Origin of the sequence: Maribacter algarum (ex Zhang et al. 2020) (assembly GCF_005885635.1) — a bacterium.
GTDB lineage: Bacteria > Bacteroidota > Bacteroidia > Flavobacteriales > Flavobacteriaceae > Maribacter_C > Maribacter_C algarum.
The window spans coordinates 519,945-531,936 of sequence record NZ_VATY01000003.1; the positions used below are offsets into that span (position 1 = coordinate 519,945).

The following is an 11,992-nucleotide window of genomic DNA, read 5'->3' on the forward strand; positions in this document are numbered from 1 at the left end:
CCCAAATGTTAGAAATGAAAAAAATTATAGCCATACTGATATTCTTTGTCGCAACAGCGGCAGGAGCTCAACAATTGCCCCAATTTACGCAGTATGTTTACAATACGATGTCTGTAAATCCGGCTTATGCAGGAAGTAGAGAAACTTTAAATATTACAGGTCTTCATCGAAATCAATGGGCTGGAATTGAAGGTAATCCAACCACGAGCACCTTGTCTATTCACTCTCCTGTTAAGTATAGTAGAGTTGGTTTAGGGCTTTCCTATATCAACGATAATTTAGGAGATGAAAGTACCAATTACGTTTACGCAAATGTATCTTACACTGTTCCATTGAGCAGAACAGTGAATATGTCCTTCGGATTAAATGGCGGTGTCACCAACTATGATTTGAACACACCTGATATTAACGACCCCTTTTTTAGTGAAGGTTTTACGCAATGGAATCCCAATTTTGGAGCGGGAATTTATGTTAGTAGCCGAATGTGGTACATAGGGCTTTCTTCTCCCCGTCTTTTGAATACAGATTTAAATCAAGGGGAATTTGCTGCTATCGAACGTAACAGCTACTACACTATTGGAGGAATTGTTTTTGACGTTGGAAGAGATACCAAATTCAAAACGACTGCAATCGCTAAAATCACCAATGGAGCACCAGCAACCTATGACGTTACGGGAAGTTTCTTATTCTTCGATAAGTTGTGGCTAGGAGCATCATACCGATTTAATGACGCCGACAGCTTTGGAGTACTAGCCGACTATCAAATTTCAAATTCTTTTCGATTAGGCTACGCCTACGACCTTCCAACATCAGATATTAGACCATATACTGGAGGAACCCATGAGATTATATTGATTTACGAATTACCAATAAAAAGATTGGGCGGAATAAAATCACCTCGTTTCTTCTAAGAGAAAAAATAACCAACCAAAAAGCCCTTTTCAATGTTTTGAAAAGGGCTTTTATATTCTTGACAAGGCGATACTACTCCAAAATACCGTCTACAATTCCATATTTAATAGACTCTTCAGCGCCCATCCAATAATCACGGTCAAAATCTTTCATCACACGTTCATAATCTTGTCCGCAGTTGTCAGCTAAAATTCTAGCACTAAGCTCTTTTGTCTTTATGATTTCCTTCGCCTGAATTTCAATATTTGAAGCTTGTCCCCTAGCGCCACCACTTGGCTGGTGAATCATGACTTGAGCATGTGGTTGAATAAAACGTCTTCCTTTTTTTCCTACGGATAAAAGAATAGAACCCATTGAAGCAGCTAAACCTGTGCAAATTGTAGAAACAGGACTTTTCAATGATTTTATCGTATCATACATCGCAAATCCAGAGGTAACATACCCTCCAGGACTATTGATATATAATTGAATCTCTTTATTATTTTGCATATCTAAATACAACAAACGATCTATTACATGCTTCGCTGTATCATCATCAACCATGCCCCAAAGAAAAACTTTACGTTCTTCTAGCATTTTTTCGTCTATAGCTTCTTGTATTTTTCCTTTTTTCGAACCCATTTTTATATTTCTTGTTGAACTTCAAAATTAATCAATTATTTGGGAAAAATAATATTCTAATTATCTCAGCACAATTGATACATTTCGTTTTTCAAATACCTAAGAATTCACTTCATAATAAGCTGATTTTCTAACTCTTAAAACATTTTCCCTACTAAAAATTCTAAATAAAGAAGTACGCAACATTTCTTTAGAGGTAAAAAGACCGAATAATAGAACCATATAACGGCTAAATTTTATAGCCTTTGGGCTTTGGTTTTTCTTTATGGGACAGTTGCAAGTGTCTCGTCCTTAATACAAAAGACACTTTCAACTAGAACCAGAACAAACATTATGAAAATAATTATAAAGAGAATCTTCCTCTTTACCTTATTGGTTTCAGTACAGAGTAGTTTAGCACAAGATAATTTACAGGAAAAAGCCGATTACCTTTTTAGTGAATTGTTCTATGCGGAGGCCATTCCTGTATATGAAAAACTTCTAAATAGTGGTAAGAACACCGACTATGCAAATCAAAGGCTTGCAGAATGTCATTTGAAGATGCGAAATGTCGAAAAGGCCATACCACACCTAAAAGTGGCCGTTCTATCAGCAACACCGCCGCCTCCTGATTTCTATTTTATGTATGGTATGGCTTTGTACAATATGGGTGATAAAAAAGGTGCAGAGACTTGGTTGAAAAAATATGACAAACATGGAAACAAGGATGTACGGGTAAAAACATTTCTGCAGAATGGATCTCTCGCTCCGATAGCTTACAATAAAGGAAACCATTACGAGGTTGAAGCTGTTGATTTCAATTCGACCTACAGTGATTTTGGGGCTTTCGTAAATGGTGACAACTTATATTTCACATCAGCTCGAACAAACAATAAAAAAGTAGCATTATATGGTTGGAATGGAGAACCTTGGCTAGATATTTTCATGATAAAAGAGAATGATCCTCTAGCTAAACCCATACCATTACCTGGAAATGTTAATTCAGACTATCATGAAAGTTCAATGGTGTTCTCCTTAAATCATAAAAAAGAGACGGTTCTTTATTTTACCGGTAATAAGTACTTCAGATTTAAGGGTAAAAACTACTTTAAGAAAAAAAAGAAAAAAGATGTAGACGCTAGGTTAAATTTAAAAATTTTCAGTGCTATTAAATCTTCGGGAAAATGGAAAGTAAACCAAGACCTGCCTATTAATAGTGAACACTATTCGACTGGACATCCATTTGTAACATCAGATGGAAAACGACTTTATTTCACTTCCGATAGACCAGGAGGTTATGGCGGGTCAGATATTTATTACGCACCAATTCATAAAAGAGGTGGAATCGGTCAACCTAAAAATGCAGGTCCGATTATTAATACATCAGGTAATGAAATGTTTCCCTTTATGGATAAAGAGGGACATCTTTTTTTCACCTCGGATGGACATGTTGGGTTTGGTATGTTAGATATATTCTCAACTGTTTTAAACAAGGAAAACAAAATAATAGGAATTACAAATTTAGGAAGCCCAATAAATTCGCCTGCCGATGATTTCGGTTACTTCGAACATGATTCAGGTAATACCGGCTATATCAGTTCTAATCGAGATGGTGGATTAGGAAGTGATGATATCTATAAATTTATGTTCGTTCCTTCTTTGGCCATTGAAGGTATTGTTACCGATGTAATTAACAAAAAAGCTTTAGATAGTGTAAATGTTACGATTCGAAATCAAACTAGTAACAAGATAATTGCAGAATTGTTAACTGATAAATACGGGCGTTATAAAACTTTTATTAATCGCGATAGTAATTACAGGATTGAAGTTAACCGAAAAACACATTCGAACAAATCAATACAAGTCAAATGCCATGAAGTGCCTAAGAAGGTTAGGGAAATTTCTCAAAATATTGCTTTAGAACCTGTATTAGATTTGAAGGTGCTAGCTGGATTAAATAAACTAAAATTTTACTATGGTCAAAGTAATATTCGAGCTGATGCGGCTTTAGAACTAGATAAAGTAGTAAATCTTTTGACTGATAACTATCCTAATATGGTAATTCGTATTGAAGCACACACACTTCCTTTAGGAAGTCATATTGACAATGATTTATTATCTACCCAAAGGGCAAAATCAATTCACGACTATTTGATTGCAAATGGTGTCTCAGAAAACAATATTGACTCATATCAGGGCTTCGGAAAAAGAAAATCAATCAACGGTTGTGACGACAATTCAGACTGTACAAATAAGGAGTTTGAGATGAGCGAAAGAATCGAATTTCCTATTGTTCAAATCAAAAGGGGTGGTAATGACCCGATTCTTAACTCTGTAATCACTAAGAACAAATAATCCTTCCAAAATAAACTTTAGAAAAGAGTTTTTGCTTCAAAATGACAAGGTTGTCTCTTTATATTTAAATTTTCAGAGGAAAAAATGCCTTAAGAATGTATCTTTGATGAAATTCGAGAACCATGAAAAAAATAATATTCGTTTCACTTGTCATTTTAGTCTCAGCATCAGGTTTTATAGTTTCTAAAACCACACAGGAAGAGACTATTCTACAAAAAGTTGCGAATGCTCACGGATTTGATAATTGGGCAAACGTTGAAGAAATCAAATTTACCTTTAATGTAGATCGCGACACAACACATTTCGAAAGAGATTGGACATGGAAACCTAAAACCAACGACATTTCAGCGACATCAGCTGAAGGAACTATCAGCTATAATTGGGCCAATATGGATAGTGTTGCGTTTAAGACCAATGGAGGTTTTATAAATGACAAGTTCTGGTTACTTGCCCCTTATCAATTGGTTTGGGATGCTGACAACATTACGCACACACACTCTATGGAAGCGGAAGCACCTATAAGTAAGAAAACAATGCAGAAACTTACAATAGTTTACGGCAATGAAGGGGGCTATACCCCGGGAGATGCTTATGATTTTTATTTGGGGGATGATTTGATAATTCAAGAGTGGGTTTTTCGCAAGTCGAATCAAGCTGAACCTTCAATGATTACCTCATTTGAAGATTACGAAATGATAAACGGGCTCAACATCGCCACGATGCATAAAATGGCTGAAGGTAGTTTTAAATTATATTTTACTGGGGTTGAAGTGAACTAATTGGCATGTTATTTGTTTTAGAATACGAACAAAACCATCCAATGAAATTTGCATTACTCTTTTTTTTCCTATCGCTTTCTATTTGTTTTTCTCAAAATCAACATGAGGGTTTCCTTCTTGATTCAGAGACCAAGGAACCAATTGAATTTGTAAATATTTACAATGGGAAAGATTTTACCATTAGTAATGAGGAGGGTCGATATGCATTTTCTACGTCGCTAGACTCCATCGTATTTTACAGAATTGGATACAAAACGTTTAAAACAACTTTTGATCAACTTAAGGACACCCTTTTTCTAAACAAAAGTGTTTTTGAATTAAATGAAGTAGTTGTTACAAACGCAAAAACAATTTATGATAGAATAAAAGATTCCGTAGCCACAAATTACTTGCTAGAACCTCATACGGAAACTTTCTTTTTAAGGACATTACTAAAGAAGAACAATGAAATTGTTAGGTTACAAGATGTACAAGGTCGTCTGAGAAGAAAAACCTCGATTTACGCAGGTAATCTTGAGCTTGAGAAGAAGGACTTTGAGGTGGAGATTCAAAACATGCGCAAAATAGGGGTGTCAAAAGATGAGGATGATACTTATTTTATCTTTCCGTCATTTCACAATATTTTCAAGGAATTTGTTCGGCTAAATGCTATGGGACCTGATTTTGAAGTAACAGAACAACCATCAGTTGATGAACTAAAAACCCGCGTAGATTTCAAATCAAATCTTCCTGAAACAAGCGGCAGGACATTCGGCCACTACATTATTAATAGTTTAGACAATGCTATCTTATTTTTTAATGCAAAGGTAATTCCATTCCATTCAGAAAAAGAAAAATCAAAGAGAATTGAATCTCGACTACTAGAGAATAAGGTATCTATTTTTTTTAAGGAAGACCCAAACATAGGTTTATACTTTATGAATTCTGGAAAAAGAGAGGGAAAAGTTGAAGTCTCAGGACCGAATAACTCCTATACTAATGTCTATGAAATGCGCATTATTCTAACCACCTCAAAAAGCTTTGGAAGGAATGATATCAAAAGTAATGTCAATGAACATAAGGATATTTTTAAACTTAAACACCGCTACAATGCCGACTATTGGAATTCTCAAAACCAACTTTTACTAACAGAAGAAATGCAAGAATTCATCAAAAGAATGGGGGAAGAAAACAAAGAATTCAAGGTGAAAAGTAACATGAATTAAACTTTCTTATTCTGTAAAACAAATGTAGCTCCTAAAATAAATAGCGCACAAAACAACAATACCCAAAAACAGGTTACTAGAGAAGAATTATCCGCTATTTGACCTAAAATAGGGGGTGCGCAAAGAAACCCAGCATAGCCTGAACCTGCTATAAAGGAAATTCCCTGCGAAGATTCAAAACCCTTTACGTTGCCCCCGATACGAAATACCTCGGGAACCATAACCGAAAAACCCAATCCGCTTAACGAAAACCCTAAAATAGCCAAATACATATTTGTAGATAGGACTAACCCGTAACCTGCTAATACAAGAAGAGTTCCAAAGGCGACCATTTTGATAGAACCTATTTTCGAACTGATTCCGTCTCCTAAAAATCGACCTAAAGTCATGGTAATTTGAAATCCTAAAAATCCCGCTCCCCAAATTGCTTCCGGTGCAATACTGATTTCCTTGAGATATAATCCACTCCAATCGACTATAGCGCCTTCGCTTCCCATGGCGATAAAAGAAATCAATCCCAATAACAAAAATGGTTTGAATAATTTAAGACTAAAAGCTTCCTTTTCAATGGTTGCTGCTACAACATCTTGAAATTTTTTATGGAAAATTATATTCACTATCAATACTAGGGCTACAGCGAATCCCATATGTAAAACGGGGTTATCCAAAGGACCAATCAAAAAGCTACCGAGCCCAGCAAGCACTCCTCCCAAACTAAAAAAGCCATGAGCGGCAGACATGAACTTTGCATTATCTTTTTTTTCGACCTCAGTGACCAAAGTATTCATGGCGATATCCGTAAAGCCATTAGAAGCTCCAAAGAGAAACAGGCCAGCCATCAGGGTATAATAACTTGGCGCAAGTAAAGGTAACATTGCAGCTGCACAGCTGCATAACACGCCATACCAGGTTGCCTTGCCGACTCCTATACGATTAATAATTGTAGATGCCACCGGAAAAACGGTAAATACACCAAGCGATAAGAAGAAAATAGCAATACCCAATTCGGACTTATCAATTTCTAAAGTCTCTTTTACGGTTGGAATATAAATAGCCCATGTGCCAAATAAAATATTCAAACTAGCAAAAACCCAGGCCGGACCAAAATATCGTGGATTTGAAAGAATTAACCGCAGGGATTTCATTAGAAGTTTGGTTTAAGGAAAGCTAAGATAATTGAAACCAAGAATAGAAAAACAAAAAGACCGCCAAAAAAGACGGTCTTAAAGGTATCAATAAGGTCTGAAATTAAAATGTTTATTAAAGCATAACCCCTGGTTTATATTATCCACATTGTTTTATGAAATTCCATCTGGTGAAATCCCGCTCATACAAACTACCACGATAGGTAACACGGTCACCTACAAAGTATCTTTTTCTTGGTGACCATTCCTCTACCTCATTGCACGAATTGGTATCACCGTCTGGGTCATTACCAGCTGGCGGGTAGATAGAATTAGTACCTTGAATGTCCAAAGCCGATATTCTTGCCTGTCTTCTTGGTAAAACATTACCATTCAAATCAGTTATCGTTGGTCGCCCATTTTTGCTAAATGTATAACTGCCGTACATCATAGTCGAGTTGATATCAAGTTGACCAGTTAACAATGTCGCAGAATTACTTTTATAAAATTGGTCCACCGCATTGTTCTGGATGTTCTGAAAATTAACTATTACATAATTATCTCTATCACGCCTATTCTGTTCATGAATATAGCCAAGCGTATGTCCAATTTCATGGATAATAACAACTGCCGTTGCACGGGTTCCTAAACGAATAAAACCTCTTGAGCCATTCATTCCTAAAGTTGCCACTCCTGAATTACTGTTTGAACCCGAAGAAGAAATAGTCACATAATTTGACTCGTTAGTTCGCTCTTTAAAACGTACATTGGTTTTGCTTGTCCATTCGTTAAAAGACTTTTGAAGTTCTGACCGAACAGATGAGCTCAATCCTGAAATACGGTACACAATCGTACTGTTGGTCCATTTTCGAATACCCCCACCAATAGCAAGGGCAGTACGGTCATCTTGAGGCTCTGGATTTTCTTCAAAAGCATCAGGCGTATCAGACAATTGCTCCTCAAAAAGGCGCGCATCACTACCGCCTAAACTATAAGTTCCATCTTCCTCCAATTGGACTTTCACAGCATCGCCTAAAAAGTATTTAGTGATGAATTTCGTTTCTTGATCAACAGCTACTTCTTCATCTTCTAAAGCTGTTTCAGAATCAAGAATATCAGGATCTGTATCGCATGCCCCGAAAAACAGTGCAAATACTAAAGCCATCAGTAAAAGTGGTAAAATTCTTTTCGTACGTTTCATCTTTTTAATTTTAGTTTTCATGTTCATCTTAATTTTGGGGTTAAATTTTTTCAATAAACAACTTCGCGCCATGCCCACGAGACTTTCGAAAAGAAAAGACCTTATAGTGTCAAGACAAGCCACAAAGTATTAAGAGCTCGATTATCGAGTAATTATAGAACTTCCTAAATGTATCTAAAATTGGGGTGGTCGGAAAAAGTACGATGAAGTGCTTGGTACATTTTCTATAAATAGATACGCAGAAAAATCGGTGTTAGATCGAATCAAATCAAGTATATGTTCTTCGATTTTCAAAGAAAAAATTCGATTAGAATAAGATACAGCTATAACTAATTGATTATAAGAAGATAAGAATGGAAATATAAAAAATCAAGAAGAAATTCTGAGAAAATAAATCTTATTTTTTCAAAATACCCGCTTTTAGAATCTGGCCAAAACGATACATATCTTCAAAAGAGCAATAGAAGGGTGCAGGAGCCAAACGAATAACATTGGGTTCACGCCAATCTGTAATCACTCCATTTTTCATCAAATAGTCGAATAAAGGTCTACCTTGTCCGTGAAGAAAAACTGAAAGCTGACAACCTCTATCTTCTGAGGTTATAATTTCAAATGTACTCTCAACTTCTTTATCGATTTCATGGAGTACGAATTCCAAATAGGATACAATTTTATTGCGCTTTTCAATCAAAGTGGGCATACCCACTTCTTCAAACATTTCAAGGGAAGCCAAATAGGGAGCAACTGAAAGTACAGGAACATTACTAATTTGCCAAGCATCGGCATTTTCCATCGGTTCGAATTCAGGTTTCATCAAGAACCGTGTTTCTTTCTTCGTACCCCACCAGCCTTCGAACCTTGGGATATCATCTTTTCCTAAGTGACGTTCATTGATAAAAACCCCGGAAGCATTGCCAGGACCACTGTTCATGTATTTATAACTACACCATGCGGCAAAGTCCGCATCCCAATCATGGAGTTTTAGTTCTACGTTTCCAACTGCGTGGGCTAAATCCCAGCCTACAAATGCTCCTGCAGATTTTCCTGCTCGGGTTATGCTTTCCATATCAAAAACCTGGCCCGTATAATAATTGACTCCCCCGATAAGAACCAAAGCCAGCTCATCCCCGACTTCATTTATTTTAGAAACAATATCTTCGGTTCTCCAGTGATTTTCGCCATTTCTTTTTTTGATTTCAACAATAGCATCATCAGGATTCAATCCATGGAATTTAACTTGACTTTGAAACATGTACTGATCTGAGGGGAAGGCCTTTTCCTCACAAATAATTTTATAACGTGTTGAAGTTGGTCTGTAAAAAGAAACCATCAGCAAATGCAGGTTTACTGTCAGGGTATTCATTACAGTAACCTCCGCTGTTTTCGCACCAACCACTTTTGCTAAAGGTGCTGCGAGTCTTTCATGATAATCCCACCATGGTTTTTCGCTATGAAAATGTCCTTCTACCGCCAGTTCTTCCCAGTCCTTCATAACCTCATCGACAAACTCTCTAGTACGTTTTGGTTGAAGACCTAACGAATTTCCTGTAAAATAGATTACCTGCTTTCCGTTCACTTTAGGAAAATGAAATTCATCGCGATACTGGTGAATTTTATCCTCAGCATCTAATTTTTTGGCAAACTCTAAAGTATTTTGAAAGGGCATTGTAGCTTTTTATTCAAATTTACGACTTCAATATTGATTTAAAGAAGCTAAATATCATCGGATTCAGTTAGCCGCATTTCGATAAGATGCTTTTTAAATCCTACTTTTTCATAGGCCTTTATCGCTCCTGGGTTATCATCGTAAACTGTGAGTCTTATTTCTTGAAGTCCCTTTGCGATTGACCATTTTTTTAATTCATCAACAATTAGTCTATTCACTCCTTTTCCACGAAAATCTGGTTCAGTGAACATAAAACCTAAATAAGAGTAAGATTCATGGCGTAAGTATGGCAGTGCTCTTTTGATTTTGGCGTAGCCGGAAGCAATGACCTTAGAATTGTATTCAACCACAATTACCTCAGCTTCCTCAGACCGTATGAGTTCAGAAATATCGTAATAGGAAATAGGGTCAGGTGCCAAAGTCAGATCCATCGGGCGTTCTGCTTCTATTATCCCTTGCTCAAATTCTAATAAAACTGCTAAGTCTTCAAGTTTGGCGGTACGTACTATAAAATCACTCATACATTTATAACTAATTGTCAATACTCTAAAGTACTATATTTACGGAAAAATACACCATGCATTTTTTGTCAGACGCATTAGACAATTATATCAAAGATAACTCGGAAAACGAGCCCGAATTATTACAGGAATTAACTCGAGAGACACACTTAAAAGTCATTCAACCGCGAATGATTACGGGACATTTTCAGGGTAGGGTTTTAAGCATGCTCTCTAAACTAATCTATCCGAAGAATATATTGGAAATTGGAACCTACACCGGTTATTCGGCCATCTGTTTGGCCGAAGGACTTCAAAAAGATGGACAACTCCACACCATTGATGTTAATGAAGAGTTGACTTCACTTCAGCGGAAATATTTTGATAAAAGTGGCTATGGAAATCAAATCATTCAACATACAGGTGATGCCTTAGCTATTATTCCAAAATTGGATATGATTTTCGACCTGGTATTTATAGACGCTGAAAAGAAAAGCTATGATGCCTATTTTGAGGCCGCTATTCAAAAAACGAGACCGGGAAGCGTTATCCTTTCTGATAATGTATTGTGGTCGGGCAAAGTTGTGGAACCACTAGACCCTAAAGACAAAGCCACTAAGGTGCTTTTGGATTATAATAAAAAATTAAAAGAAGATTCGAGAGTAGAAACCGTTTTGCTACCCATTCGAGATGGAATCACATTATGTAGGGTGCTCTAAATTTTTGGTGCATCGTATAGAACATCCATGCAAAAAAAGTTCCGACCAACATTCCAGACAAAATATCAAGCGGATAATGTACCCCAAGGTACATCCGGCTGAAGGAGAAAAGTATGGGCCACAATAACAACAAAAAAATCCACTTAGTTTCTTTTTTAAGATACAAAGCTGCAAGTGTAGTTATGGCAAATGAGCTAGCGGCATGACCAGATATAAAGCTATAATCCGAAGGTTTGATCAATACCCGTAAAAGATTATTAAGACTGGAATCATTGACTGGTCTTAAACGGCCAAAATATTCTTTTGTAAAAAATATGACCCCCGTAACTACAATCAACATTGACAGAAATGAAAGGAAAACCCAAAAGCCTTCTTTAGGTTTGTACATTCGATAAAGCAGGATAATTATAAAAAGAAAAAGTGGTATCCAAGTAAGGAAATTTGTCGTTATAAGCCAAAAGGCATCAAACTGTTCAGAGCCTAGATTATTGAGATAGATGAGCGTTTGCTTATCCCATTCTACTAATTTTTCGAACATTCTATTTTCGTTTAATAGAACCCGAAAACTTCTCTACGCCATCCTTTACTTCATTGATTTCTTTGGAAAGGCCTGAGGTCAAATTGCCTTTCACATCATCGATATCCTTTTTTATATCTGAAACGATAGTAGTATCGATTCCTTGTTTTTCGGCACTTCTTTGAATCTCTTGTTTGATATCTTCTGTAGCATCTTTTAATTGGCGCATACCTTTACCCAGACCCTTGGCAATTCCGGGGATTTTATCTGCACCAAAAACCATCACCACAATAAACATGATAAAAAATATCTCACCCCCACTAATAAATAAAAAATGCATCCAGTACATATTACAAATATAAGCAAGTTTACCAACTCATCTTACTGAAAAAAAGCCCTGGTTTACACAGGGCT

General features: G+C 36.4%; 12 protein-coding genes. 5 read left to right on the forward strand and 7 right to left on the reverse strand.

Going from position 1 to position 11,992, the window contains the following annotated elements:
• Positions 1–14: 14 nt before the first annotated feature.
• Complete coding sequence (locus FEE95_RS15945) at positions 15–911, forward strand: PorP/SprF family type IX secretion system membrane protein (RefSeq protein ID WP_138658985.1); 897 nt, start codon at positions 15–17, stop codon at positions 909–911.
• Positions 912–984: 73 nt separating this feature from the next.
• Here the strand turns inward: FEE95_RS15945 and FEE95_RS15950 are convergent, their stop codons facing one another.
• Positions 985–1,533 (reverse strand): ClpP family protease, encoded by a 549-nt coding sequence (locus tag FEE95_RS15950; RefSeq protein WP_138658986.1) that lies wholly within the window; start codon positions 1,531–1,533, stop codon positions 985–987.
• 333 nt (positions 1,534–1,866) lie between these two features.
• On the opposite strand from FEE95_RS15950, the gene FEE95_RS15955 reads away from it, so the two are divergent.
• The 3 genes from FEE95_RS15955 (at position 1,867) to FEE95_RS15965 (ending at position 5,851) form a co-directional block, all read left to right on the forward strand.
• The gene (locus FEE95_RS15955) at positions 1,867–3,867 is read left to right on the forward strand and encodes an OmpA family protein (RefSeq protein WP_138658987.1); all 2,001 of its coding nucleotides are present in this window, start codon (positions 1,867–1,869) and stop codon (positions 3,865–3,867) included.
• 122 nt (positions 3,868–3,989) lie between these two features.
• Positions 3,990–4,646 (forward strand): hypothetical protein, encoded by a 657-nt coding sequence (locus FEE95_RS15960; RefSeq protein WP_138658988.1) that lies wholly within the window; start codon positions 3,990–3,992, stop codon positions 4,644–4,646.
• Between the two features lie 41 nt (positions 4,647–4,687).
• Positions 4,688–5,851, forward strand: coding sequence for a carboxypeptidase-like regulatory domain-containing protein (locus FEE95_RS15965; protein WP_138658989.1), 1,164 nt, complete (start codon positions 4,688–4,690; stop codon positions 5,849–5,851).
• Here FEE95_RS15965 and FEE95_RS15970 read toward each other — a convergent pair.
• From FEE95_RS15970 to FEE95_RS15985, 4 genes are all read right to left on the reverse strand, one after another.
• Complete coding sequence (locus FEE95_RS15970; RefSeq protein ID WP_138658990.1) at positions 5,848–6,996, reverse strand: MFS transporter; 1,149 nt, start codon at positions 6,994–6,996, stop codon at positions 5,848–5,850. The two genes, FEE95_RS15965 and FEE95_RS15970, sit on opposite strands and share 4 nt — an antisense overlap.
• Positions 6,997–7,135: 139 nt before the next feature.
• Positions 7,136–8,176 (reverse strand): M12 family metallopeptidase, encoded by a 1,041-nt coding sequence (locus FEE95_RS15975; RefSeq protein WP_171037067.1) that lies wholly within the window; start codon positions 8,174–8,176, stop codon positions 7,136–7,138.
• A gap of 397 nt (positions 8,177–8,573) precedes the next feature.
• Positions 8,574–9,842, reverse strand: coding sequence for a kynureninase (gene kynU, locus FEE95_RS15980; protein WP_138658992.1), 1,269 nt, complete (start codon positions 9,840–9,842; stop codon positions 8,574–8,576).
• Between the two features lie 47 nt (positions 9,843–9,889).
• Positions 9,890–10,363, reverse strand: a complete 474-nt coding sequence (locus FEE95_RS15985) for a GNAT family N-acetyltransferase (protein ID WP_138658993.1) — start codon at positions 10,361–10,363, stop codon at positions 9,890–9,892.
• A gap of 56 nt (positions 10,364–10,419) precedes the next feature.
• On the opposite strand from FEE95_RS15985, the gene FEE95_RS15990 reads away from it, so the two are divergent.
• Positions 10,420–11,061, forward strand: coding sequence for an O-methyltransferase (locus FEE95_RS15990; RefSeq protein WP_138658994.1), 642 nt, complete (start codon positions 10,420–10,422; stop codon positions 11,059–11,061).
• Here FEE95_RS15990 and FEE95_RS15995 read toward each other — a convergent pair.
• Positions 11,039–11,599, reverse strand: coding sequence for a phosphatase PAP2 family protein (locus tag FEE95_RS15995; RefSeq protein ID WP_138658995.1), 561 nt, complete (start codon positions 11,597–11,599; stop codon positions 11,039–11,041). The two genes, FEE95_RS15990 and FEE95_RS15995, sit on opposite strands and share 23 nt — an antisense overlap.
• Position 11,600: 1 nt before the next feature.
• Positions 11,601–11,927: a Sec-independent protein translocase subunit TatA/TatB gene (locus FEE95_RS16000; RefSeq protein WP_138658996.1), complete on the reverse strand. Its 327-nt coding sequence runs from the start codon at positions 11,925–11,927 to the stop codon at positions 11,601–11,603.
• Positions 11,928–11,992 lie beyond the last annotated feature (65 nt).

Coding starts and splice junctions, on each gene's coding strand:
- FEE95_RS15945 (WP_138658985.1), top strand. CDS start 15: ATGAAAAAAATTATAGCCATACTGATATTCTTTGTCGCAACAGCGGCA.
- FEE95_RS15950 (WP_138658986.1), bottom strand. CDS start 1,533: ATGGGTTCGAAAAAAGGAAAAATACAAGAAGCTATAGACGAAAAAATG.
- FEE95_RS15955 (WP_138658987.1), top strand. CDS start 1,867: ATGAAAATAATTATAAAGAGAATCTTCCTCTTTACCTTATTGGTTTCA.
- FEE95_RS15960 (WP_138658988.1), top strand. CDS start 3,990: ATGAAAAAAATAATATTCGTTTCACTTGTCATTTTAGTCTCAGCATCA.
- FEE95_RS15965 (WP_138658989.1), top strand. CDS start 4,688: ATGAAATTTGCATTACTCTTTTTTTTCCTATCGCTTTCTATTTGTTTT.
- FEE95_RS15970 (WP_138658990.1), bottom strand. CDS start 6,996: ATGAAATCCCTGCGGTTAATTCTTTCAAATCCACGATATTTTGGTCCG.
- FEE95_RS15975 (WP_171037067.1), bottom strand. CDS start 8,176: ATGAAACGTACGAAAAGAATTTTACCACTTTTACTGATGGCTTTAGTA.
- kynU (WP_138658992.1), bottom strand. CDS start 9,842: ATGCCCTTTCAAAATACTTTAGAGTTTGCCAAAAAATTAGATGCTGAG.
- FEE95_RS15985 (WP_138658993.1), bottom strand. CDS start 10,363: ATGAGTGATTTTATAGTACGTACCGCCAAACTTGAAGACTTAGCAGTT.
- FEE95_RS15990 (WP_138658994.1), top strand. CDS start 10,420: ATGCATTTTTTGTCAGACGCATTAGACAATTATATCAAAGATAACTCG.
- FEE95_RS15995 (WP_138658995.1), bottom strand. CDS start 11,599: ATGTTCGAAAAATTAGTAGAATGGGATAAGCAAACGCTCATCTATCTC.
- FEE95_RS16000 (WP_138658996.1), bottom strand. CDS start 11,927: ATGTACTGGATGCATTTTTTATTTATTAGTGGGGGTGAGATATTTTTT.